The organism is Fictibacillus nanhaiensis (assembly GCF_019801215.1).
Classification (GTDB): domain Bacteria; phylum Bacillota; class Bacilli; order Bacillales; family Fictibacillaceae; genus Fictibacillus; species Fictibacillus nanhaiensis_C.
On the sequence record NZ_JAHVJO010000002.1, the window covers coordinates 502,235 to 525,559 of the forward strand.

Sequence of the window (23,325 nt, forward strand, 5' to 3'; positions counted from 1 at the left end):
AATTGGTAAAATAGACACTATTTTATAAATAATAGTAAATACTGGTCAATCTTAACATTATATTTACATAATGATTTCCATCTTACCAAAATAAGAAATGGAATATTCAAGCAATCCCACTCGTGGTATACTCCAAGAAAGACACATATCTTACATAGAAAGAAGCGAAACAAATGAAAAAGTTTCTTGTGATTTTTAGCTTAATCCTACTTATTACCGCCCTTGGAATAGGAGGATACGCCTACTATTTGTATGATTACGCCAAAAAATCGGTAAACGAAATGCATGAAGATGTGAAAACCGATAAGCCAAAACCCGTCGTGGAAGGCAAACATATTAAACCGATCACGATCATGCTCTTAGGGGTGGATGAACGTCCTGGCGACAAAGGACGATCTGATACAATCATTATCACTGCACTTAATCCGAAAAAAGAGTCCATGCTCATGTTTAGTATCCCTCGTGACACAAAAACTGAAATTGTCGGCAAAGGTTTTGAAGATAAAATCAATCACGCCTATGCCTTTGGGGAGACCCAGATGGCAATGGATACGGTAGAGAATTTTCTAGACACCCCTATTGATTATTATGTAAAGGTGAACATGGAGTCATTCAGAGATATCGTCGATGCGGTTGGCGGGGTTAACGTGAATAACCCAAAAGCTTTTGAATACGAAGGGCACTCTTTTCCAGAGGGAGAGCAAGTTTTAAACGGCAAAGAAGCACTCTCCTACTCTCGAATGAGATATGAAGACCCTAAGGGTGATCTCGGACGAAACGACCGTCAACGTCAAATTATTACTTCTATTATTGATAAAGGGGCACGCGTTTCATCAATTACAAAGTTTGATAACATCTTAAAAATATTAAGTGAAAACGTAAAAACGAACATGACGTTTGAAGAGATGAAAGATATTCAGAAGAATTATAAAAACGCACGAAATCATACCGAATCAACAGAAATTAAAAGTTCTGGAAAAATGATTAAAGGCACTTATTACGGCATTGTGGATGAAACCGAGAAAAAACGAATACATGATTTGTTAAATGAACATATAAACAAATAGGACATTTGAACCAGACTTGTAAAAAGGTCTGGTTTTTCTGTATATTTTCGTAGAATTGTTTTCATTACGTAAAAACTGTCTAAAGACGACGATTTCTGTCAAAAAAACAGTTGTTTAATAAAGTAATAGTTTTTTGAATCTTTCGACAAAATCCCTTAATTTACACCTCTTACCAATTTATAGGGCATATGATACCATGATAAAAGTAGGATGAACAAAAGGGGGAAACTTTATTGTCTACGATTTCTGTACTTATGGTTGAGCCGACTAAGCGCCCGTCCATTACTTCTATTGAAAATGATTTAGAAACATTTGAGAACATTGTTAATGGACCGCTTGATATGCAGCCATTCTATCGATCGCCATTCAAAATTGTTTGCAATGTAGATAACGGTTATGAACTTACGTACGGCAAAAGAAAGCCTTTAGATACTTTCTTTGTTGTTAAACATGATGGAGAATTTCAAAGCATTGACCGCGCAGAAGCAGAGGAAGTTCGAGACTATCTTAAAGAAAAAATGAAAAAATGGAAGTAGGAAAAAGTCGGCAAAACACTGCTGACTTTTTTTGTCGTCTCTTGTATATCCTTCTATTAAACATAGGATCAGCTACTCTCTCTATTATTTTCAATATTCGACAAATTACGTCCGCATTATTATCTATAACCTGCTATATTTATAAGGTAGGACAATTTTTGAAAGGAACGTGATGATATGTTCATTAAACAAACGTTTAAAAGATTGCTAGCCACTTCCCTTGCAGCGGGCCTTATTTCCTCCCAAGTAACAATGCCTGTTTTTGCAGAGTCAGATGATGATGAAAAGAAGCGCCATAAAAATAAAACATACAACCTTTCCCTCATGCATACGAACGATACACATGCACATTTAGATAATGTTCCAAAACTAGTAACTGCAGTTAAAGAAGTGCGCGCGGAAAACCCTAGCACTCTTCTGCTTAATGCAGGTGACGTATTCTCAGGCACGCTTTATTTTAACGAATTTCAAGGACAAGCTGATCTTGAGTTTATGAACCTATTAGATTATGATCTTATGACATTTGGAAACCATGAATTTGACTTAGGTGCTAGCCCAGAAGGTCATCAGGCTTTAGCAGCGTTTGTTAAACAGGCTAATTTCCCTTTCGTAAGTTCGAACGTTGACTTTTCTAAAGACCCATATCTAAAAGAGTTATTTGAAGGCTACGCTCTTCGTCCAAAAGATGGCAGAATCTATTCATCTGTCGTAAAAAAAGTTAACGGTGAATATGTTGGTTTTATCGGTCTGACTACAGAAGAAACGAAGGACATCTCAAGTCCAGGGAATGTTGTTTTTCAAAATTATATAAAAGAAGCTAAAAAAGAAGTAAAGTTATTAGAACGTTTTGGTATCAACAAGATTGTTGCGATTACTCACTTAGGACTGGATGATAACCCAGCTTATGACAACGATGTGGAACTTGCCAAAAACGTTGATGGAATTGATGTTATCGTTGGGGGACACAGCCATACCCAGCTGAATGAGCCCGTTGTTGTTTCAACAGATGAAAGAGGAAAAAAGAAAGATTCTACTGTCATTGTTCAAGCCTCCCAATATGGAAATTACTTAGGAAAGCTTGATGTGCAGTTCAATAAAAAAGGAAAAGTGATCGGACAAGCTGGAAAGTTGATTAAAGTTACAGATAAAGCCCCAGATTCAGAAGCTGCTGCGCTGCTAGAAAAGTATTCTAGTAAGATTGAAGAAATAAAGAAGAAACCAACAGGCGCTGTTGCTGAAAAAGCATTGGCTAACCCGCGATTAGGACAAAACGGCAGTGAAGTCAGTGTAAGAAGCAACGAAACAGAGCTTGGAAACCTGATCACAGATGGCATGTTAGATAAAGCTAAGGAATTTAACCCAAATGTGGTAATGGCGTTCCAAAACGGCGGCGGAATTCGTGCCCCAATTGATCAAGGTGAAATCACATATGGAGAAGTGTTAACGACGCTTCCGTTTGGAAATACACTTGCAACAATGAAACTTACGGGTTCAGAGATTAAAACAGCACTCGAGCATAGCGTAAGCCAAGCACCTAAAGAAAGCGGCGGCTTCCTACACGTTTCTGGAATGAAGTTTACCTATGACAGCACAAAAGCTGCTGGAGAACGTGTTGTTTCTATGGAGGTAAAAGCAGCTGACGGAACATTAACGCCTATTAACTTGCAGCAGGAATACGTGATTGCAACAAACGCGTTTACAGCAAAAGGCGGAGACGGATATACCGTATTTAAAAATGCGTATGAACAAGGACGCGTAACGGATCTAGGTGCGTCTGACTGGGAAAACCTTCGAGATTATGTAGCTAAATTAGTAAATGTTAACCCACAGATTGAAGGACGCATTGTTGATCTATCTAAGTAAAAGTTTAGAGGCCTTAGGACCTTCCTAAGGTCTTTTTCTATGTCTTAAACATGACTTTATACCCACGTTAAAAGTAATGTTTTATGTTAAATTATGGTATATGTTATATAATTTACCTTAAGGAGGGAGTAATGATTGAATCGAGTAAAACCAAAGCAAAAAAATAAATTACATATTCCTGTAAACATCTATAAAGGGGAAAAGCTCGTTAAAGAAGCTGAGAGTATACAAGAAGCTGCAAGATGGCTTAAACAAGATACAGAAGATCGTTTTAAGAGATTCTCTGTTATTACAAAAGGCATTTGGTATTATGCACATTATTCCTATAACGGATATACATACTATTTTGAAACGGATCCAGCTGCGGTTGCACTTTATTTTGAACGGATTAACCGAAAAATTTTAACTCGAATTCAATCAGATGAAGCTCTAAACAATCTTGGACGATACAAAACGTGGAAAGCTGAACCTAATCTCTTGGAACACACTAATAAAGAAGTATCTTTCCTGTTTCATATTTAGCTATCAGTTTTCATTTTGATGTAAAGTGTATGTTAATTAGAAAGCCAGCACAGGGATGCTGGCTTTTTTATTTTGTTACGCGTCCAACCAATTGTAACGAGGGATTACTTCGTGTGCTGCTCGTTCTCTTCTCTTTTCCGTGCTGAACATGCCGGTTAGTGTTCCATAGTAATACTGGGTAAAGCTCGTTTTAATCTTGTGGCGTTTGTAGTGGAAAATCGTTGCTTTGAAGGCATCGATTACGATGGATGTCAGCTGAACAAGAGGCGTTTGAAAGTTAAACTTTTGATAAGCGAAGATAGCTTTTTGCCAGAAGGTATAAATCTCACAAGCTCTATCAAAGAATGGTTTTACTGTTTGTATGAATTCTCGTGGAACATTATCAGGTACAAAGGAGTGGTCGAGGTCTTGAAGTTGAGGGGTTCTAGAGTAAGGTTGGAAAGTGTCATTGTCGTTCTTTACGTGACGTATGTTTAGATCTTTATTTTCTAGATTTAATAGGAGATTTATAGATTCTTGAGCCAAATGGTGGTTCTCTCCTCTACTCTCAGAAGGAGTTTCAGATTGTTGCCGATAAGTCAGTTGCGTTTCGGACGATGCCTCAATTGGTTGAAAAACAAAGACATTGTGTGCAAATCCCCCGTTTGATCGATAGGTATTAAGTATGTTAAGAAACCCCGTTGTTTTAGCTTTTCTGAGCATCCTAACGAAGGTTGCTCTCGAAATTCCACCTAGTTTGCCAGCGCATGCTGATACGAGTGTGGCAATTTTCGCATTAGCCACTCCAGGCACAACAACACTATATTGACTTAATACTTCAAATGCCATAAATTCTGAACGAGTGAATAAATCTGGGTGTTGCCGCAAAAATTGTTCCTTGTGCGCGTTAAACACCTCCACACTTTGAAATTTACTTAAATGCTTAAACTGATAAATGTTGCCTGCTCTCACCATTCTTCCTCCCTTAACTTTTGACTCATCTATAAATGATTAGAGAAAGAGAAAAAAAGCCATGAAGTGTAAAAAGAAAAGAGGCAGCTTTAAAGATAAGCCACCTTATTAATGATTCCAATGAAATTTTTGATTTGATTGTGTTTCACTCGCAAGTTGTTGTTGTGTTAGAGCAATCATTGGCAACCCTTCCTGGAAGGTTGCAGCAGGAGGTTCTCCCTCTTTTACTGAAAAAGGAGTCCCAAGAGCGATATATGGGTATAGCTCCTCAATATGATCATTGAAAAGACGAATGCATCCTTTCGTTGAGCGGCTACCGATTGAGAAAGGATTATCCGTTCCATGAATCGCATAATTGTCTTCTAACACAAGTCCCCTTGTTCCGAAAGCTCCATCTCCCCCGTTTGGATTCACGACCCTTTCAGTAATGATACTCTTGTTAAATGGCAGCTTCTCTTTTCCAGATGCAACCGGATAAATGGACAAAACTTCCCCACTTCCTCTTACAAGGGCTAGCTTATTTACATTCTGAAAAAAATGAAGTTCCACGGTAAAGTCTTTTGGAATGTTACGTTCAAACACTTTTCCAGCAGAACTGATCTGTAATGGTGAACTACTAAAAATGTAATGTTCCTTAGGGATGTAAGATAAGGTGTTTAGCTGACCATTCCTTTTTAAAAGGTCATGTTCTGAGGTCGGATATTTCCCGTTTTTTTCTTTATATCGTTCTGCACCGTTTAAAAAAATGAGGCTGGGCAGTTCTGACGGGTCAGTCTTAGCTTGGGCAGAAACGATATGATTGTTTTCCGAGTAATAATAGTTATTTTCCTTCACCCAGTAGTTGTTAATGAGAAGCGGCAAAAAAAGCAAGAGCAAACATAAAACACTTGTGATTAAAAAGGTCCATAAGAAGGTTCTTTTCAATCCGTGTTCTGACCGTTTCTCAATTTTGGAAAGGTTCGATGACAATCCGTTCCATTCTTTAAGCAGAGAGTCAGCTTTGTAATAGCCTAGCGATTTTGCCTTTTCTAATTTTTTTATCGCATCAACGAACTTGCCTTGCCCATAAAGCTCTTTAGCATATTCATATAGAGCTTCTTTATGATTAGGCTGGCACCGTAGAAACTTTTTATAAAATTCAGGATCATCTTTTCTTATATACATATTAGGTCTTCCTTCAATTAAATCCTTTTTTAAATAATCCATGTTATCAGACCTTCCTTCATTGGATTTTGAAGTTCTTAATAAAGAACGACACAACCAAAAAAAATAGATTACTCTTGTTTGTTCTTCATACAAAACGAAATCATAAGATAATAGCTCATTTTATGTTATATATCACTATTATAGTTCTTTATATAGAACAAAGCAACTCTATTTTTTAAAAAAGGTTTATTACAAGGTGAGATGGGAAAGGTAGATTTAGTAAGAAATTTAAAAGGAGTGATGTGTACATGTCTAATCAAGAACATCCCAAAGGACAGCCAGCTCAGCACCAAAACCAACAGCCTGGTGTTGAATCAGAAATGACACCACTACCACAATCTGAAAGTCCGACATATATTGGAAGTGGAAAATTAAAAGATAAGTCCGCACTCATCACAGGTGGGGACAGCGGGATTGGAAAAGCAGTCGCGATTGCTTTCGCGAAGGAAGGCGCAAACGTTGCGATCGTATACTTAGAAGAATCAGGTGACGCAGAGGAAACAAAGAAACAAATAGAAGAAGAAGGCGTAAAATGTCTGCTTTTACGAGGTGATATCGGAGAAGAATCATTCTGTTCACAAGCTGTCCGTGATGTTGTTGGATCTTTTGGTAGCCTGGATGTGCTTGTAAATAATGCAGCTGAACAGCACCCACAGCAGAATTTTGAGGATATTACCGCTGAACAGCTTGAGAAAACATTTCGAACAAATATTTTTGGTATGTTCCATTTAACAAAAGCTGCACTTCCTCATTTGAAACCAGGAAGTACAATTATTAATACAGCCTCCATTACAGCCTATCAAGGACATCCGGAACTGATTGATTATGCATCGACAAAAGGGGCAATTGTTTCGTTTACCCGTTCGTTATCCAATAATCTTGTCAAGAAAGGAATTCGTGTAAACGGGGTTGCACCAGGTCCCATCTGGACCCCACTCATTCCATCCACCTTTTCAGCAGATAAAGTAGAGCAGTTTGGTAAAGATACCCCAATGGGCCGGCCTGGTCAGCCTGAAGAACTCGCTCCAGCTTACGTGTACTTAGCAAGTGAAGACTCTTCTTATGTATCCGGACAGATGATTCACATAAATGGTGGTAAAGTAGTAAATGGATAAACATAAAGCCGGCGCTAAAAAAGCGTCGGCTCTTTAAATCGTATAATCAAGGGATGGGTGAAATTCTCTAAACTTATAGTGGCGAAGTTTAGCCGTGTTCCATCGTTTCTCTAAAAGATTTAGTTTCTTTTTTACATAGTCAAATGGTGCTGTTCCTTGAAACTCATCTCCAAGGTAAATCTTACACTCATTCTTTCCTACGTACACTACTTTTAGAATATATCCATTAATGTGACAGATGTATACTCCATTCTCAAGACGAATCAAGGTTACACCTCTTCCTTAACCGTTCGTTTCCATGTTTCATATGCAATAAAGGCACGTATTTCTTCTTTTCCAATTCCCATATCCTTTGCTTGTGCTACAAGATCAACCCATTCAGGGTCAAGTAATTCTACACGTATATCTAACAATTGTTCCACAGGGACCTCCAAAGCAGTCGCTATTTTTTGAATCATATGCGCAGACGGGTTATTTTTATTACTCTCTATGCTGCTTAGATACCCTTTTGAAATACCCGCTTTGTTAGCAAGTTTCGTGATGCTGATCGCTTTTCGTGATCGTACTTTTTTTATTTGTTTTCCTACATTTATATTCACGATTGACATCTTCCTTCGCTATAAAACCTCCTCTTTCTGTAAAACAGCTTTTACAATGTAACGGTGAGTTGGGTTTTTCATAGGATGACAAGTAATTAAGGTAATCATGCTTTCGTTGTTTTCATTTTGAAGGACTGACAGGTCGGTAGGTAAAACGAGTAATTTTTCGGTTACAGAATAAGTGAACTTTTTCTGAGTCGTTTCAATCTGGATGAGGTCACCTTCCTCAACTTCTGGCAGACGGTTGAACTGTTTTCCGTACGTATAGCTGCGATGTGCAGCAATGGCTGAGTTCCCAATCTCACCTATAGATCCAGTTCCAGCTAAATGTCCAGCAGCCACTTTTAAATTTTTCTGAGAGGCTCCTTCCATAATGGGAATCATAAGGTCAATTTGGTTAATCGTAAGTTTACCTAGTATGCCGTTTTTTGGTGTTGTATTTGGTTGAGGTTGCTGTATTTCTAAAAAAATATCATCCAGCTGTTGATAGCTTTGTTGGATTACAGAATTGACCTCAGCCGCTTCCCAGTCTTTCAACAGCTGTCTTTCTACTTGAGAATAGTACATGCTTTTCGCTTTCGGATAGAACATGGTGCTTAAACCTATCACAAGCAACAAGTAAGCAAACCACTTCATCACTTAACCTCTTTTAAAGGGGTTTGGAAGAATAGATTTTTTAACTAGCAATAATCCTAGCCCAGCCAATGAAATGAAAAATCCTGTTAATAAGATTAAGAAAGGATTTTCTTCACCTGTTTGCGGCAGTGAACCTGTATCTTTATTTGGTGGATCAGCTGGTTTTGTTGGTGTTGGATTATTGTTTGGGGGCTCATTTTTATCTGGTGGATGATTGCCGTCATCGTCATCATCTTTTCCAGGATCATCAGGAGAATCCCCTTCGGCGTGAATGTGCAGTTCGACAACCGTACTTAATCCTTGAAACTCATTGCCCGATTCATAAGGAAAAGAAACGGTCACCTTAAGTTTTTCTTCTGAAAAACTCGTTAATGAACGCGGACTTTTAAATCCGATAAATTCATCTAGTCCACCCTCAAACAACACACTTGCTTGACTCTCAACCTTAATTTGGAGTTGCTTGTATAAAATCTCTGAGCCAGATTTCATCGTTGATTTTATGTTATATAAAAAGTCTTGATTTCCATTGTTTTGGATAATGAGTTCACGAGGAGCCCAATCACCGGGTTTAAAATTTTCGATATCAAAAACTACATGAGCCGGTAATGTATCTATTTTTATTTGCGGTGTAGTGGAATCTGCACCTGTACTGCCTATAGGTAAAAACAAAATAAGCAAAAGAAAGATACAACTGAGAAGCATAATAAATTTAAGTCTATTAAAATTACGTTTCATCGAATCTACCTCACTACTTTAATACTTTCCTAGAGGTACTATTTATAGAAAAAGGTGGGAGCTGTAGATTCCCACCTCTTCTTTAAATTTATCTTTCTTCCCCAGCTTTTTGTTTCGCATCAAATTTCCATTCAAGTGACAATGAGTCACCTTGGAATTCGTTTTGATCTTTCCCATTATCGACGAATTCAAATTGTACGAATAATAGATCACTTGATCCTGCTACAAGACCTTTTGTCCCCCACTGATCGCCAAACATTGTTTCAAACTTATTTTTAACTACTTTCGGATCCATATTTTTTAGTTCGGCTAACGTTGTAGACCAAATAGGTACATCTAGTTTGTCAACGTTAAACAAGAAATTGACTCGAATATGGTCACCAAGATCACTTGCATTCACATCAGCACTGTTCACTGTATAAGTTGTGTTCAAAACGACATTCTTAATGTCCAATGTTCCGCCATTTACAAGTTCAAACGTACGAAGCATGGTGTCTCCTGGCTTTAGGTTGTTAACATCAATAATTGTAGTAGGGTCTACAGACAAATCTAGAGTACCGGCAGCAAAGGTGTTATTCGTTACTTCTGAATCACTGAAATATGCATAAGTACCTCCACCTACTAATGACAATCCTAACGCTGCTGAAGCTACACCTAAACCTAATCTCTTTTTCAAACTCATTTTCTTTTCCTCCCCTTCACCCTTTTTGGGTATGTAAGTTTTTATATTGAATCCGCAAAGGTATGATTACCTTCCAGAATTTCAACCACCATTATTTTTCAGTTGTTGGAGCTTCTTTTTTCAGATCTACCTCTTTAATTCCGTTCCAAATGGTCATAGCTGAATAAACAAGAAGTAATAAACCTGGAAGGATTAACAGAAGTGCGGTACCGATCTTGGATTGAGCAGAAATTAAGAGATATCCGATGTAAGGGATGGTGAATCCGTTATATTCCCCTACCACATTTTCAGGTAGCACTGGCTCGATGTCGGGTCCATCGTTGCTGTCCCCTTTTGTAATGTACTGAGTTGCATTTCCTTTACCTTTAACTTCTAAAACTCGGTGAGTTATGAGCTTATCCGTTTCCTTGAAAATAATGACATCACCGCTTTTAAATCGCGTCATGTCCCCTCCAGGTTTTATGGCTATAATAGAACCTGTTTGGATATCCGGCTCCATGGAACCAGAATGTACGGATTTTATTTGATAACCCATTATCTGAGGTTCTCCACCAGATAGTTTGGAAGAAATGACGAACACTAACAATGCGAATAGAATGATGGTTAAGAAAACCGTAGTTAGTTGATTAAGCCACTTTAGTAATTTCATTTTTGTCCCTCCTTACTTTGTTCAGAGGAGCTGGAATCTGGTAGTTTTGAAGCTTCGTTTCCATTGTTATCCTGTTTATCTTCCTCAGCAACTTCGTTTGTAGAGGGTGGATCGTCAGTTGTACTGCCTTTATCTTCAGACACTTTCTTATCCTTCTCAGTCTTCTTTTTGGCTTCTTCTTCAGCTTGCTTTTTCTTGGCTTCTTCTTCTTTTTTCTTTGCCTCTTGTTCAGCGTGCTTTTTCTTTGCTTCTTCTTCTGCAGCTTTTTTCTTCGCTTCTTCTGCTTGCTGCTTTTCTTGTTGAATTTTTTGTTTTAATTCTTTTTCTGCTGTTTGAATATTTTTGTTCGCTTCTTTCATATCGTGGTGAATTTTTTTCAATTCGTTCTTTGCCATTTTTAATGCTTCTTCAATATATCTTCTAACTGTTTCGGATCCTTGAATCTTGTTCTTAAAATCGATTGTTTCTAAATCTAAATTTCGTTGTAAGATTTGAATAGAGGCTATAGCCGCTTTTTCTATCTCTGACATTTGAACGGTCATTTTTTTAGCTGAACCAATGGCTGTTTCTATTTCTTTTACACTTTTATTTTCACTTTTTAGAACTTCATTTATTTTTATAAGCTGTGTGGCCGATTCACTTGAGTTACCCTTAACCTTTTCTGCGAGTTCATTAGCATACTTAGGAAACATCCTTGCCGTTGATATGACTCCAGACGTCTTGGATTGATCTGAAAAAAAAGCATAAGTTGATGAAGTAAGTTGCGCTCCTCCATAAAGTATTAGAGTAAATAGGCCTATGATTATGTATCTTTGTTTTTTTTGTTCTTTTTTAAGTTTCCTTATCTTTTCTGCCCGTTTAGCGAACATTTTTTCACCTTCCGTTCAATTAAACTATTTGATGATTTTGTTCTTTTTAAAGAACGTTATGTCGTTATTATAGAACCCTTTTTCTTGTTTACAAACCTTTATATAAGGTGATTTACGTTCTTTTTAACGTACAAAAGGCCTAATTATCTAGTATTATCTTCCTTTTTCATATAATTTCGTTAATTTTAAAGAATTTGTTGTTCTTTTTAAAGAACTTTTAAAACCATAAAAACTACCTGTCCACTTCAAACTGGAAAGGTAGTTCACTTTTTCTGGAACTATTCTTATTTCATGTGTTTGTTATTGGTTATTTTCTTTCTAAATCATAATCCTTAATGATGTCCATAATTAATTGAATCTTAATTTCTTTCCAAAACTGATTAGCCACTACTTTATAACCACTTAAACTTAGATGAATGTCTTGTGGGTTTGGAAGATACTCTAAATAGTTATTGGCTATTTTTTCTTTCGTTCCAACGTAATGATCACCATTTGTTCCTGCTCTATATTCTATTTGATTATTTAACGCCGTTAATAAAGGTTCTAGCTTGGCTTGCTCTTGTTGTGGATAATATGGGAAAGGATTATAATACCCCATAATGAAAACATCTACATCCGGATTCAATTGGTCAATTGTGCTAAGAATCGTTTGCAAGTTCATACTCACACTTGCTATGGCGTCCGGAGCGTGTATCGGATCTGTCTTAAGCTTAATCAAAAGATCAACGGCACCAATATCAATTGTTATATGACTTGCTTCACTTATTTCTTTTCTGACATTCTGATTATATAAGATATCATTTTTTAAATGAACGGACGTATAACCAGGCACCCCAAAATTATCATAATCAGCCACTTTATAGCTGGAGTGCTTAAACTTTTTTACAATGTAATCTGCATACCCCATATCCATTTGTCCAAATGGAGTCTGTCCAGCTGCAAGTGAATCTCCTAAGGCAACATAATGGATCTCCTTCTTGTTTTTTTGATCGGCTTCAGCTGACCCATTTAGTGGAAAAGCAAGCATTACCGCACCTGCAAAAAATAAACGTAAAGCACTTTTCTTCATCGATTTCTCCCCTTTAAAAATAATATAGAGGAAACGTTTCCGCTTCCTCTATTTATATAACGTATTCTGAAAGTTTATTAGTTGGAGATGCCAAGCAAAAACAGATCAACAAACTCTTTACCTGATGTAAGCGTTTTATTTAATGGGCCGATTATACCTTTTGTTGACTTGACATAGGCGTTCTCTAAGCGGAAGCCATCTTTGACCATGCCGATAGTGTGTATGTCTTCTACATTTCCAGACACGTCAATACTTCTGAACTGAAGCTGCTGGCTGTTATTAATAGTAATAACATCCTGATACTGAATCCAGTCGCCGCCATTAATACGATACTCCGTTTTGGCTACCCCAGAGATATCATCTGTTGCTGCTAAACTAATTTTAAAATTATTTTTAACCATGGACATGGTAGCGAACGTTTCAGGAGCTGTTTGATCTGTACTGTATCGAATCTGCGCTATTGCAAATCCCCAAGTATTCGTATTAACAGGTCGAATCGTTACACGATCAAACGGTGCACCCATCGTTTTTGCTCCAAAAACTTTTATATCACCCGTAAAGCTTCCTGGATAACTAGTAGTAACGTTTTGTTTTAAACTTCCTACAAGGGTGCTTCCTGAATAATAATCAACGTTCATACTAAAGGTTCCATACAAATTTGGAGACAATTCAAAACCGAATGTAGTGGCAGGTTGTGACAAATTCAATGTCAATTCATTGTTAAGTGAAAAAAGTACGTCAGGTGTATTTGATTCAACATGAGGTGCCCAATCTGCATACCATCCATTTGGAACAATGCGTTTATCCATTGTTGAACTAAATGAAACTGTTTGCTTACCATCTGTTATAGAATCATAAAACTCATAATTAGTGAGATTTGAAAGATCTATTTTACTTGTAGAACTCGTGTATTCTGATGTAGGTGTAGTAATCGGAGTAATATTTCCGTTCACCTCTAAGCTGGTTGTGTTTAATCCTCTGATCTTAAAAGAAGGTTGCTGGTCAACAGTTGAATTTGAAGGTTTGCTTGCGCTAGTTGCCGCAGAAGGTGGGGTCGAGTCAGTTGAAGCAAAAGCTGTTGTCGGAATCAAAATCAGACTCGATAAGACCCCCGTAAGTAATAGTTTGTTAATTTTCACTATACCATCCCCTTTAAAAGATTTTTGTTACCAACTATATTGTATCACACTTGTTCTTAATTTAGACCGTTTAATCCTTTATATTGAACATAATGATAAATATCCCTTAAAAATAAATTTACAAATGGTCCCTCTTAACATATGATATTCTTAATAAAGAACAACTTGTTCTTTATAAATGAATACATACGGAGGGATTCATGGAAAGAGTGAACAAAGGCAACTATCATTTATTGGACAAGACCATTTTATTAAAATTAATTTAATAATGGAGGAGAAACAATGGGAAAATGGGGCAAGAAATTAAGTACTTCAATTCTACTAACGAGTCTTTCTATGAGTCTATTAGTGCCATCTGCCTTGTCACAGGGTGAAGTTTCAAGGTTAGAAAATCATTCTAGGGATTCTATCATTCTAGAGTCAGCTCCACTTGATTTACATATCGTGGATCAGGACCGATTAGCGAAAGCTTTGAAAACACGAGGTGTCATCCCTAAAAATGCCTCCCAAACAGAAACAGCGAAAGCCGTAAAAAAGTACATTGACCTTAAGAGTAAGAAAGGTATGACTACTACTTCTTCTTCGGCTAAAGTAAATAAGAATGCACAAGACATGTCAAAAAAATCAAAAGATTTCTTAACGAAACAAAAAGAAAAGTTAACTTACAAACTTAACAAAAACAACAATATGAAGTCTGGTAAAGGTAACGGTGTTATGAAAGTAAGTCCTGCTAAACCTGTAAAATATAAAGGAGAAGTTCGGAATGATAAAGTACTGGTTATCTTAGCCGAATTCTCCGACTTTAAGCATAACAATATCGATCAAGAAGCAGGCTATATGTACTCAAACGACTTTAGCCGGGAGCATTACGAAAAAATGTTGTTCGGAGAAAAAGATTTTGAGTTATTCGATGGGTCAAAGGTAAAAACGTTCAAACAGTACTTTGAAGAACAATCTGGTGGCAGTTACACGGTAGATGGATATGTCACCAATTGGCTCTCTGTTCCAGGAACAGCTAAAGAATATGGTGATGATAATCCTGCTGGAGGTCATGACAACTTAAGCCCAAAAGGACCCCGTAATTTTGTAGCAGACGCATTAAAAGCCGCTGCAAAAGAGGTTAATTTAGCTGATTTTGATGAACTTGATATTTATGATCTCGATAATGACGGCAACATAAACGAACCAGATGGATTAGTCGATCACTTAATGGTAATCCATGCAGGTGTTGGGCAAGAAGCGGGTGGAGGAAGATTGGGTAATGACGCGATCTGGTCTCATCGCTGGACATTAGGTGGTGTTTATCCTGTTCCTGGATCAGTTGGTCCCTGGAACGGAATGATGGGTGCTTATGATTATACAATTGAACCTGAAGATGGAGCAGTTGGCGTCTTCGCTCATGAATTTGGTCATGATTTAGGACTTCCTGATGAGTATGACACGCAATACACAGGAGACGGAGAACCAGTTGCTTCATGGTCAATTATGAGTGGCGGTAGCTGGAATGGTAAAATAGCTGGAACTGAGCCAACAAGCTTTTCTCCGCAAAATAAAGAATACTTCCAGAAAGTAATGGGCGGAAACTGGGCAAATATTACCGAGATCGATCTAAAAGATATTAATCGTACCGGCAAAATGATTCAAATTGACCAGTCGGTTACGAAGTCAAAGAACGCCGGTATTGTAAAAGTAAACTTGCCAAAGAAAAGCGTACCAAGTAAGTTCCAACCTGAAAATGGAAATCTGTTCTACTGGAGTACAAAAGGTGACAACATTCACACGACGATGACATCCCCAGAATTCGATCTTACTGGGGTTACAGATGCCACATTTACTTTTAGAGCAAACTATGAAATTGAAAACGGCTGTGATTGTGATTATCTAACCGTAACAGCCAAAACTTCAGACGGCGAGAAAAAAGTAATCGAAGTTTTAGGCGGAAATGCTACAAACGCCGAAGTAGATAAATATACCACTAACGGAAAGTGGGTAGATAAATCCTATAACCTTAGTGAATTTGCAGGTAAGAAAGTTGTGTTAGAATTTGATTACTTAACGGATGGTGGTCTGGCACCAGAAGGATTTGCCCTTGATAACGCAACATTAACAACAGATGGACAAGTAGTCTTTTCTGATGATTCTGAAGGCGAACCTAAATTTACGTTAAACAAATTTGAAACATTTAACGGAATATCATTCGCAGATCATTATTACTATATCGAATGGAGAAATACAAAAGGTTCTGACTCAGCTCTTCATTCGAGTCGAGGGGTAAAGTACAATACGGGAATGCTCGTATGGTATGGAGATGACAGCTTTACCGACAACTGGGTTGGAATTCATCCTGGCGAAGGATTTATCGGTGTAGTAGATTCTCATCCAAAAGCCATTGTAGGAATGAAAGACGGAAAACCAACCGTTGAAAACTCTACTCGTTATCAAATTGCTGATGCCGCTTTCTCTTATGATCAAACACCAAGTTGGTACATTAATTCACCTAGCCGGGGAATCTTTGATTATAAAGCTCAAAAAGGTGTTCCTGGATTTAGCGATGCTCTGACTTACATTGATAATACTGATTACAATGGAAGTGCTGAAGACGGAGTAATCAATGACGCAGGTAAGAAGCTTCCTAAATATGGTCTTAAGTTCTTAATCCTAGGAGAAGCAAAAGATAATTCTGCTGGTGTAGTGTGGATTGGTAAATAAAGACTGATATAGTAAAGACCTTAGCTCTTTGAGTTAAGGTCTTTTCCTCGTGGTTGAAGACAAAATCGTTTTTACGAAGGTACTTATTTAAATTTCAATTGAAACTCATTACATATTTGTTTCGTCTTACCAATAGAACAGCAAAGGAGGTCGTGCATATTGGAGAAAGAGAATTCGACTGCTGAATTTGATTTGCAAACACTCAGTCGTGAGGAAGTTCTTATTCGTTTAATGAAACAATACGGTGAAGAAATTAAACGTCTTGTGTTCTCTTTTATAAAAAATTGGCCACAGACTGAAGATGTAACTCAAGATGTTTTTATAACACTTTACACAAAACTGGATACATTTCGAGGAGACTCTGCCATACGCAGCTGGATTTACTCAATTGCTATTAACAAATCCAAAGATTATTTAAAAAGCTGGAACTACCGAAAGATGCTGCTGACCGATAAATTAAAAGGTGAATCCAGCAGTGAAAAAGATGCCCTTGAATTCCATGTCATTTCTAGTTCCGAGGATCAGTTACTTTATCAAGCTGTTTTACACTTACCTTTAAAGTATCGGGAAGTCATTCTATTACATTACTATAAGGAATTCTCCGTTCGTGAAACGAGTGAATTTTTATCATTAAAAGAAGCTACAGTCAAAACCCGGTTAAGTCGTGCAAGAAAACTGCTTCATGATAGGTACATTGAGCTTGGAGGTGAAAGATAATGGAAGAAAAATTAAAAAAACTGAATTATACCCTGAATAAAGAAATCTCCAAAACGAAAGTCTTTACAGAAAAGGATGAACATCACATTCTTTCTGAAATTAATCGGCTTTCAAAACCTAAAGTGCGACAGAAAAAACCGTTGTCACTTCTACCAAGATTATTAACAGCAGCACTCTTTTTAGGAATACTCTTTTCATCCTACGTCTTCTTTGATCAGGAATTAGCTTCTGATCAAAATGTTCAAACCAAAAAGGAAACGCCTGTATATTCTCTAAAAGTTTCTGGACAAGGATCCGTGCTTTATACAGATGTAGATCAAAAGCAATTAGTCGTTAAATTCCTTATTACAAACAAAACAACATCTACCATTAAGAAGCCATTAACATATCGTATTACTTTCATGAACGATAAATTAGTCAACGCTGTTGGCACTAAATCAGTCATGATTCAACCAGAAAACTTCTCTCCATTAGGACCGGAGAAAAGTGAGGGTATTTCAAAACAGTTTGTTCTTAATGCTGAGGTGACAAAAGAGGATTTATATCATGCTGTATACGTTGAAACCATTAATGATGATAAGACACTGCATTCATTTGTAATCAATCAAGTTGATTATGCTGTGGCTGAAATGAAAGATGAACTGGCAGAAAATAAGAAAGAGCCTAGTCAGGAAAAACCAAAAGAGATTTCAGAAGGAGAAGCGAAACAAATCTTTAATAAAAATTTAGCGGACATTAAGAGAACTCTTATTGAATCCGGAAAAAAGAATAATTGGAACTACGAGAATCCTGCAACATATGAAGTAGCAGGTCCAGATTTCGAACCGTATGTAACTCAAAATTTCTCAGAAACCGTGTTAACGAAATTACTACCAGATTACTATTGCGATTGTGATAATGGTCTTCTCCCCATGATAAATCAAGAGGTACGCTTTAAAGCAATTTCTATGAAAGAAGATACTATTCAAGTTTCTGGAATTCAACCAGCAACAGATATGACGAATATAGGATATAAGTGGACATTTAATTTAGTGAAAGAAGATGACAAGTGGAAAATGGACCATTGGCAAAAATCATCACTTGATGGTATAGATCTTAAATTATCAAAAGATGAAGCTGCCAAACTCTTAACAGCAGAGTCACAGACTCTAACCTTTTATAAGGAAATCGAATTAGAAAATAGTACGAAAGCTTATGTCTTTGGGGTTAAAGCTGAAGACTTTGAGACAACGCTGGCAATCAGTTCAAAAGATACAACGTTAGTGTATGATTATGAATAGAAAGTAACGTAGAGGATCACTCTTGAGTTATTACAGATGGCAGAGAAGTGTTGGTAGATTTTTTTTAAAGAATTTATCATAGTCTTTTCTTTACAGTTATTTTTTTCCATATTATAGTTTAGGTATAATGGATAATAAGGAGAGCGGTCAATGTATATCCTCCCGAGTGGCAGTTCGATTCATAGTGATTACGACTTTAATAATCACCGTTATCTGATGGTAGAGATAGAAGTGGTTTGCGTTAAAGAAAAATTGACCGTTTACTCAGGCTATATTGAAGATTTTAATGAAAAACTTGTCGTTGTAAATGGAAAGGCGTTTATTCGTAATCATTATTTGTTTGTTTCAAAGTCATGAATGTAGAAAAGGCAGCGAATAGCTGCCTTTTCTTATTGGAACAATCCATTCGTTACATACCGCTAGAGCTTGCGCCAACGACAACCAAGAACCAAAAGCCAAATTTATAAACAAAGGCAGCAACTCCTAATATAAGTCCCGTATAACTCATCCCTTTGCTTTGTCCTTTTTTGATGCCAACTGCTCCAAAAACAATGGCGAGAATCCAAGCTGGAAGCATAAACCACCCTAAAAATGGTACCAGACCCAGAACGAGACCAACAATACCAAGTACTAAAGAAGATACAGCCATACCATTACTTCGGGATACTTCCTGTTGCAATTCCATACACATCATCCCTTCTTGTTAAAATATGTAAACGGTTTATTTATATGTTGCATCAGTCTTTCTGTAGAACCATTTTATCAAGATAGACTTTTCCAATTACCTGCCAGGGAATAAATTGTTTTTTAGGAACCTTTTTTTAGCTGTGCCGTATTACATAAAAACGGGCAAAAGGAGATAAACATGTCAGATTTATTATTTTTGTTTGATCAATATCTTTTTATCTTTACTCTTCTTAGCCTTTTAATTCTGTTTTACCATGTACCTTCTATACTAAAATATATTAACCACAAGACTTTATCTCATGAACAATTCTCAAATAGTCTAACTACAAATTTAATTATTCAACTGTCCGAACTCATACCAGATGGAAAAAGAGTCATTTTCACTTTTCATAGAATGAAAGTTAAATGTACGTCAAATAAAGATTTGGAGGATTGCGGTCACCTTCTCTACTAAGAAATAAAGAGGAGGAGACGAATTGAAAATTATTGAAACTATTGTTTATCCATTCAGTCAATCTTTATATTTTGTCGCTGATGCATTGGATGGGAATTATGGTTTGGCAATCATTACTATTACAATGATTTTTCGTATGATTTTGCTCCCACTGTTTGTTAAACAGGCTAAACAGCAGAAGAACATGCGGAAAAGTTTACAGACTATGAAACCTGAATTAGAAGAACTTCAGAAAAAATATATGGATTGTAAGAAACCTGAAGAGCTTAAGAAAAAGCAAGAGGAAATGGTTCAATTATATAGGAAATATAACATCAATCCGCTAACTATCGGTTGCCTTCCGATGCTCATACAGCTGCCGATTGTTATGGGAATGTATTGGGCGGTCATTGAGACATCTGAATTATCCAATCTTTTCTTTCTGATGTTTGATTTTACAAAGACCAGTATTGTTCTGGCATGTTTGGCAGGTTTAGTTTACTACATTCAGGGAAAAGTAAGCCAGGATATCGTCCCTACTACTAGTCAACCAAATATGAGGTGGATGATCCTGTTGTCACCGATTATCATATTTATCGTTTCCCTTGCAAGCCCAGCGATTCTACCTTTCTACTGGTCGGTAAATGGATTACTGCTGATCGTTCAATCTGTGATAATAAAAATTTTCGTATAAATGAAAAAAAGCTTGCAGCGACTGCTGTAAGCTTTTTTTGTTTGTTTAATTGTAAAATAAGACCTCTTTATAAGGTATTTTTTAGCGCTCACATGCAATATAATCTTTATCTCTATCACTTTTTTTGTTAGCATCATATAACTCTTTTGATACAAAAGGCTTGTATTTTGTTTTTCCACCTTTGTTTTTAACGGAAGAAGAACGTGCCACTCCGCCCTTGTATACTTTATTGAGTTCGGTACAGTTCTTATATACTTTTGCTTTTGTTGTTGCTGCTTCTGCATTTGAAAAAGAAAAACCTACTATTAAACCTAGTGATAAAACATACATGGATGCTTTTTTCATGGTAAAATCGTCAACTCCTATATTTTTAATGATTTCCAATAATTATCATATTTTATTTAATTACTTATAGCAATCTATTTCTGGATTTCTTTCCCGCTCCTCTTTCCGTTTTTTAAGGAAGTTAAAAAGAACGATAAAAAAGAAGATGGGTAAATTCACCATCCTCTCTATCCTTTTGCTTAATCTAAATTCTTCAACTGAACTTCTGATACAACAATTTGAGATAAGTAATTTAACAAATCATGCTTTAATTCGTCTCGTTGCAACGCAAAATCAATGGTTGTTTTAATAAAGCCTAGCTTCTCCCCGACATCATATCGAACGCCATCAAAATTATATGCATAAACGTCTTCTAATCCGATTAGTTCTGCAATTGCATCTGTTAACTGAATCTCGCCACCCGTTCCCGGAGATTGGTTTTCCAGCAGTTCAAAAATACGCGGAGTTAAAATATAGCGTCCCATGATTGCGATTGAGGAAGGAGCTTCTTCCTGTCTTGGTTTTTCAACTACATTCATTAACGAGTAGAGACGGTCACTAATTTTCTTTCCGTCAATGATTCCATACCTGGAGACGTGTTCTTTAGCTACTTCCTGTACGCCGATAACCGAAGCTTGATGTTGTTTATACTGCTCCATCAACTGTTGTAAACACGGCTTATCTGATTTTACGATATCATCCCCGAGCAGGACGGCAAATGGTTCATCACCGATAAATTTTCTGGCACACCAAATGGCATGACCTAATCCCCTCGGCTCTTTTTGGCGGATATAATGGATATCCACAAGATTGGAAGATTTTTGTACGGTTTCTAACAATCCTAGTTTTCCTTTTTCAAACAAGTTCTGTTCAAGTTCGATAGATACATCAAAATGATCTTCAATTGCTCTTTTCCCTTTACCCGTCACAATAATAATATCTTCAATACCCGACTTTACTGCTTCTTCCACAATATATTGAATTGTTGGTGTATCAACAATCGGAAGCATCTCTTTTGGCATCGCCTTGGTTGCCGGCAAAAATCGTGTCCCTAAACCTGCGGCTGGTATGATTGCTTTCTTTATATTCATAACCATTACTCCCTCCTCTTAATCTTATTTATATGTTCACTTCTAAACTGGATATTCTAAACTCCTTCTTCAATTCAAATTATTCATCCAATACTTACATATGCTTTACATCCTTAAGATAATAAACAGTTTTACTTAATATTTGTTAAAGGAGGTTTGTTTATGGCTGACAAGGAAAGATGTTTCACCTTCATGGCGGTAAAGTCGTGAATGGTTGATACAAATACTCACGTTAAAGAGCTAAGTTATGCTGCATAGCTCTTTTTCTATTTCGCTTTGTTTCTTTTGAAAGTAGTTGTTATCCGTTGAGTCTTGCACTTTTCACTTGAAGCAATCGTCAGGAAAACACCCTCTATTTGTTGCCCATCTTAAATTTTAATGCATTCAGCTGCTGAACGTTTTGGCTGGGTTTATGATGCGCAACCACCCCTTGTGCCTGGTTTTTTTGGAGAACCACTCTGATTGTTTGAAGCAAAATTTTCAGGTCTAACATAAGAGATGAGTCACGGATATACATCAGGTCATAGCGAAGCTTATCTTCCACACTAGTGGCATATTTTCCAAATACTTGAGCTAGCCCTGTGATACCAGGCTTAACCGATAATCGAACATTGTAATCAGGTACTTGTTTAATGAATTGCTGAATAAAATAGTCTCGCTCTGGTCTAGGCCCTACTATACTCATCTCTCCTCTTATTACATTTACAAGCTGAGCAAGTTCATCTAAGCGAGTGGCACGTATAAAATGCCCGATTTTGCTGATTCTTGGATCGTTGTCACCTGCTAGAACAGGACCTGTTTCTTTTTCTGCATGCAGTTTCATACTTCTAAATTTATACATGGCATATGGCTTGCCATTCAGGCCAATCCTCTCTTGCCGATAAAATGCTGGACCCTTTGATGTTAGTGGAATTAAGATACACAGTGCTAGAATAATTGGACTGCTTACCAACAAAAGCAACAATGCTCCTACTACATCAAATACTCGTTTTGCGCCTTTTTGAAGATTTGATTGTTTGGCGGGTGCAATCGAAAACACCATCATATCGTCAATCTGCTGAATATGTGCGGTTTGGATATAGAAGTCATAAAGTTCCGGAACAATGAGAATCTCTCTATTATGTTCTGAACAGAGCTGAATGACATTGTTTCTTAGCTCGTTCTTAATGGAAGAGTCTACTACCACTGCCTCGTTTTTTAAAATGTGCTTCTTTAGCTGATCCCCACTTTCATTAATCAGGAAATCGGTCACCACGAACTTTCCAGAAGAATGATTGGAAAATTTTTTTTTCAGTTGCATGAGACTTTCATTATTTTTCGTAATAATGACGATTCTGGTTTTACCTAAAGACTGTTGGGCTACAAAATAGGCGCCATAACGAAAAGCCGAAAGAAGAAAAACTTGAGTGACACACGCTTTAGTAAAAAGAAGAACATTGTTCGTAAATAATGTTTCGCTCCAAAGGGTAGTGATAAACAAAAAGAAGGTAAAAGCCGAGATGGCAAAGATCAAAGAATAAAATAAGGGTTGGAATTGCTTTCTTCGATAGTCTGAATAACAATCGAAAAGATAGAAAAATAGAATGGATCCTGCCGAAACCATAAGAATCAGTTGATTGGCTACGTCCACCTGAATCGCCTCCATTGGTTCTCCAATGGATAGCATGAGCCAAAAACCTGCATATACAATTGAGGCATCCCCTACTGCTAAAAAGAGTGGAAACAATCGTCCTTCGTTCTTTTTCGTCATAA

25 protein-coding genes are annotated in these 23,325 nt (G+C 37.0%); 10 read left to right on the forward strand and 15 right to left on the reverse strand.

From position 1 onward, the window contains the following. Nucleotides 1-173 precede the first annotated feature (173 nt). The 4 genes from KUV80_RS11055 to KUV80_RS11070 all read left to right on the forward strand — a co-directional run bounded on the left by KUV80_RS11055 (nucleotide 174) and on the right by KUV80_RS11070 (nucleotide 3,988). Nucleotides 174-1,067, forward strand: coding sequence for an LCP family protein (locus tag KUV80_RS11055; RefSeq protein WP_222462761.1), 894 nt, complete (start codon nucleotides 174-176; stop codon nucleotides 1,065-1,067). Nucleotides 1,068-1,300: 233 nt separating this feature from the next. Continuing rightward, nucleotides 1,301-1,603, forward strand: a complete 303-nt coding sequence (locus tag KUV80_RS11060; RefSeq protein ID WP_222462762.1) for a DUF3846 domain-containing protein — start codon at nucleotides 1,301-1,303, stop codon at nucleotides 1,601-1,603. A 177-nt stretch (nucleotides 1,604-1,780) separates the two neighbouring features. Next, a complete protein-coding gene (locus KUV80_RS11065; protein ID WP_222462763.1) occupies nucleotides 1,781-3,466 on the forward strand; it encodes a bifunctional metallophosphatase/5'-nucleotidase in 1,686 nt (561 codons plus the stop codon). Nucleotides 3,467-3,601: 135 nt separating this feature from the next. Then, on the forward strand, nucleotides 3,602-3,988 hold the full coding sequence (locus KUV80_RS11070; protein WP_222462764.1) for a hypothetical protein: 387 nt from the start codon (nucleotides 3,602-3,604) through the stop codon (nucleotides 3,986-3,988). 75 nt (nucleotides 3,989-4,063) lie between these two features. On the opposite strand, the gene KUV80_RS11075 is transcribed toward KUV80_RS11070, so the two are convergent. Beyond that, a complete protein-coding gene (locus tag KUV80_RS11075; protein ID WP_222462765.1) occupies nucleotides 4,064-4,939 on the reverse strand; it encodes a hypothetical protein in 876 nt (291 codons plus the stop codon). A gap of 108 nt (nucleotides 4,940-5,047) precedes the next feature. Beyond that, nucleotides 5,048-6,145, reverse strand: a complete 1,098-nt coding sequence (locus KUV80_RS11080) for a L,D-transpeptidase (RefSeq protein WP_222462766.1) — start codon at nucleotides 6,143-6,145, stop codon at nucleotides 5,048-5,050. Between the two features lie 248 nt (nucleotides 6,146-6,393). Between KUV80_RS11080 and KUV80_RS11085 the strand changes: the two genes are divergently transcribed. Continuing rightward, nucleotides 6,394-7,260, forward strand: a complete 867-nt coding sequence (locus KUV80_RS11085) for an SDR family oxidoreductase (RefSeq protein ID WP_222462767.1) — start codon at nucleotides 6,394-6,396, stop codon at nucleotides 7,258-7,260. A gap of 33 nt (nucleotides 7,261-7,293) precedes the next feature. Here the strand turns inward: KUV80_RS11085 and KUV80_RS11090 are convergent, their stop codons facing one another. From KUV80_RS11090 to KUV80_RS11130, 9 genes are all read right to left on the reverse strand, one after another. After that, the gene (locus KUV80_RS11090) at nucleotides 7,294-7,527 is read right to left on the reverse strand and encodes a hypothetical protein (RefSeq protein ID WP_222462768.1); all 234 of its coding nucleotides are present in this window, start codon (nucleotides 7,525-7,527) and stop codon (nucleotides 7,294-7,296) included. Between the two features lie 2 nt (nucleotides 7,528-7,529). Continuing rightward, nucleotides 7,530-7,859, reverse strand: a complete 330-nt coding sequence (locus tag KUV80_RS11095; protein ID WP_222462769.1) for a helix-turn-helix domain-containing protein — start codon at nucleotides 7,857-7,859, stop codon at nucleotides 7,530-7,532. Nucleotides 7,860-7,877: 18 nt separating this feature from the next. Further along, nucleotides 7,878-8,495 carry a class D sortase gene (locus tag KUV80_RS11100; RefSeq protein WP_222462770.1) on the reverse strand — a complete coding sequence of 206 codons (618 nt, stop codon included), beginning with the start codon at nucleotides 8,493-8,495 and terminating at the stop codon, nucleotides 7,878-7,880. Nucleotides 8,496-8,498: 3 nt separating this feature from the next. Next, a complete protein-coding gene (locus KUV80_RS11105; RefSeq protein ID WP_222462771.1) occupies nucleotides 8,499-9,230 on the reverse strand; it encodes an LPXTG cell wall anchor domain-containing protein in 732 nt (243 codons plus the stop codon). An 88-nt stretch (nucleotides 9,231-9,318) separates the two neighbouring features. Then, nucleotides 9,319-9,912, reverse strand: coding sequence for a CalY family protein (locus tag KUV80_RS11110; protein WP_222462772.1), 594 nt, complete (start codon nucleotides 9,910-9,912; stop codon nucleotides 9,319-9,321). A 91-nt stretch (nucleotides 9,913-10,003) separates the two neighbouring features. Beyond that, complete coding sequence (sipW, locus tag KUV80_RS11115; protein WP_222462773.1) at nucleotides 10,004-10,561, reverse strand: signal peptidase I SipW; 558 nt, start codon at nucleotides 10,559-10,561, stop codon at nucleotides 10,004-10,006. After that, nucleotides 10,558-11,430: a hypothetical protein gene (locus KUV80_RS11120; protein ID WP_222462774.1), complete on the reverse strand. Its 873-nt coding sequence runs from the start codon at nucleotides 11,428-11,430 to the stop codon at nucleotides 10,558-10,560. Before KUV80_RS11120 ends, sipW begins: the two co-directional genes overlap by 4 nt. A 307-nt stretch (nucleotides 11,431-11,737) precedes the next feature. Beyond that, a complete protein-coding gene (locus tag KUV80_RS11125) occupies nucleotides 11,738-12,499 on the reverse strand; it encodes a GDSL-type esterase/lipase family protein (RefSeq protein WP_222462775.1) in 762 nt (253 codons plus the stop codon). A gap of 77 nt (nucleotides 12,500-12,576) precedes the next feature. Next, nucleotides 12,577-13,638, reverse strand: a complete 1,062-nt coding sequence (locus KUV80_RS11130; RefSeq protein WP_222462776.1) for an OmpL47-type beta-barrel domain-containing protein — start codon at nucleotides 13,636-13,638, stop codon at nucleotides 12,577-12,579. Nucleotides 13,639-13,920: 282 nt separating this feature from the next. Between KUV80_RS11130 and KUV80_RS11135 the strand changes: the two genes are divergently transcribed. The 4 genes from KUV80_RS11135 (at nucleotide 13,921) to KUV80_RS11150 (ending at nucleotide 18,701) form a co-directional block, all read left to right on the forward strand. Continuing rightward, nucleotides 13,921-16,347: an immune inhibitor A domain-containing protein gene (locus KUV80_RS11135; protein ID WP_222462777.1), complete on the forward strand. Its 2,427-nt coding sequence runs from the start codon at nucleotides 13,921-13,923 to the stop codon at nucleotides 16,345-16,347. A 159-nt stretch (nucleotides 16,348-16,506) separates the two neighbouring features. Next, nucleotides 16,507-17,064 (forward strand): sigma-70 family RNA polymerase sigma factor, encoded by a 558-nt coding sequence (locus KUV80_RS11140; protein WP_222462778.1) that lies wholly within the window; start codon nucleotides 16,507-16,509, stop codon nucleotides 17,062-17,064. Continuing rightward, nucleotides 17,064-18,344: a hypothetical protein gene (locus tag KUV80_RS11145; RefSeq protein ID WP_222462779.1), complete on the forward strand. Its 1,281-nt coding sequence runs from the start codon at nucleotides 17,064-17,066 to the stop codon at nucleotides 18,342-18,344. Before KUV80_RS11140 ends, KUV80_RS11145 begins: the two co-directional genes overlap by 1 nt. A gap of 150 nt (nucleotides 18,345-18,494) precedes the next feature. Continuing rightward, a complete protein-coding gene (locus tag KUV80_RS11150; protein WP_222462780.1) occupies nucleotides 18,495-18,701 on the forward strand; it encodes a hypothetical protein in 207 nt (68 codons plus the stop codon). Nucleotides 18,702-18,753: 52 nt separating this feature from the next. Here the strand turns inward: KUV80_RS11150 and KUV80_RS11155 are convergent, their stop codons facing one another. Then, nucleotides 18,754-19,029: a hypothetical protein gene (locus tag KUV80_RS11155; RefSeq protein ID WP_222462781.1), complete on the reverse strand. Its 276-nt coding sequence runs from the start codon at nucleotides 19,027-19,029 to the stop codon at nucleotides 18,754-18,756. A 478-nt stretch (nucleotides 19,030-19,507) separates the two neighbouring features. Here KUV80_RS11155 and yidC point away from each other — a divergent pair, with 478 nt between their 5' ends. Further along, nucleotides 19,508-20,158 (forward strand): membrane protein insertase YidC, encoded by a 651-nt coding sequence (yidC, locus tag KUV80_RS11160; protein ID WP_222462782.1) that lies wholly within the window; start codon nucleotides 19,508-19,510, stop codon nucleotides 20,156-20,158. Between the two features lie 81 nt (nucleotides 20,159-20,239). On the opposite strand, the gene KUV80_RS11165 is transcribed toward yidC, so the two are convergent. The 3 genes from KUV80_RS11165 to KUV80_RS11175 all read right to left on the reverse strand — a co-directional run bounded on the left by KUV80_RS11165 (nucleotide 20,240) and on the right by KUV80_RS11175 (nucleotide 23,323). Continuing rightward, on the reverse strand, nucleotides 20,240-20,503 hold the full coding sequence (locus KUV80_RS11165; RefSeq protein WP_222463149.1) for an excalibur calcium-binding domain-containing protein: 264 nt from the start codon (nucleotides 20,501-20,503) through the stop codon (nucleotides 20,240-20,242). Between the two features lie 179 nt (nucleotides 20,504-20,682). Further along, nucleotides 20,683-21,573 carry a UTP--glucose-1-phosphate uridylyltransferase GalU gene (galU, locus tag KUV80_RS11170; protein ID WP_222462783.1) on the reverse strand — a complete coding sequence of 297 codons (891 nt, stop codon included), beginning with the start codon at nucleotides 21,571-21,573 and terminating at the stop codon, nucleotides 20,683-20,685. Nucleotides 21,574-21,925: 352 nt separating this feature from the next. Further along, nucleotides 21,926-23,323 (reverse strand): sugar transferase, encoded by a 1,398-nt coding sequence (locus tag KUV80_RS11175; protein WP_222462784.1) that lies wholly within the window; start codon nucleotides 23,321-23,323, stop codon nucleotides 21,926-21,928. Nucleotides 23,324-23,325 lie beyond the last annotated feature (2 nt).

Excerpts from the sequence above, each read along its gene's own strand:
- KUV80_RS11125 (WP_222462775.1), bottom strand. The coding sequence starts at position 12,499 with ATGAAGAAAAGTGCTTTACGTTTATTTTTTGCAGGTGCGGTAATGCTT.
- KUV80_RS11100 (WP_222462770.1), bottom strand. The coding sequence starts at position 8,495 with ATGAAGTGGTTTGCTTACTTGTTGCTTGTGATAGGTTTAAGCACCATG.
- KUV80_RS11145 (WP_222462779.1), top strand. The coding sequence starts at position 17,064 with ATGGAAGAAAAATTAAAAAAACTGAATTATACCCTGAATAAAGAAATC.
- KUV80_RS11080 (WP_222462766.1), bottom strand. The coding sequence starts at position 6,145 with ATGGATTATTTAAAAAAGGATTTAATTGAAGGAAGACCTAATATGTAT.
- KUV80_RS11085 (WP_222462767.1), top strand. The coding sequence starts at position 6,394 with ATGTCTAATCAAGAACATCCCAAAGGACAGCCAGCTCAGCACCAAAAC.
- KUV80_RS11135 (WP_222462777.1), top strand. The coding sequence starts at position 13,921 with ATGGGAAAATGGGGCAAGAAATTAAGTACTTCAATTCTACTAACGAGT.
- KUV80_RS11175 (WP_222462784.1), bottom strand. The coding sequence starts at position 23,323 with ATGACGAAAAAGAACGAAGGACGATTGTTTCCACTCTTTTTAGCAGTA.
- KUV80_RS11055 (WP_222462761.1), top strand. The coding sequence starts at position 174 with ATGAAAAAGTTTCTTGTGATTTTTAGCTTAATCCTACTTATTACCGCC.
- KUV80_RS11105 (WP_222462771.1), bottom strand. The coding sequence starts at position 9,230 with ATGAAACGTAATTTTAATAGACTTAAATTTATTATGCTTCTCAGTTGT.
- galU (WP_222462783.1), bottom strand. The coding sequence starts at position 21,573 with ATGAATATAAAGAAAGCAATCATACCAGCCGCAGGTTTAGGGACACGA.
- KUV80_RS11120 (WP_222462774.1), bottom strand. The coding sequence starts at position 11,430 with ATGTTCGCTAAACGGGCAGAAAAGATAAGGAAACTTAAAAAAGAACAA.
- KUV80_RS11110 (WP_222462772.1), bottom strand. The coding sequence starts at position 9,912 with ATGAGTTTGAAAAAGAGATTAGGTTTAGGTGTAGCTTCAGCAGCGTTA.
- KUV80_RS11065 (WP_222462763.1), top strand. The coding sequence starts at position 1,781 with ATGTTCATTAAACAAACGTTTAAAAGATTGCTAGCCACTTCCCTTGCA.
- KUV80_RS11155 (WP_222462781.1), bottom strand. The coding sequence starts at position 19,029 with ATGGAATTGCAACAGGAAGTATCCCGAAGTAATGGTATGGCTGTATCT.
- KUV80_RS11150 (WP_222462780.1), top strand. The coding sequence starts at position 18,495 with ATGTATATCCTCCCGAGTGGCAGTTCGATTCATAGTGATTACGACTTT.
- sipW (WP_222462773.1), bottom strand. The coding sequence starts at position 10,561 with ATGAAATTACTAAAGTGGCTTAATCAACTAACTACGGTTTTCTTAACC.
- KUV80_RS11165 (WP_222463149.1), bottom strand. The coding sequence starts at position 20,503 with ATGAAAAAAGCATCCATGTATGTTTTATCACTAGGTTTAATAGTAGGT.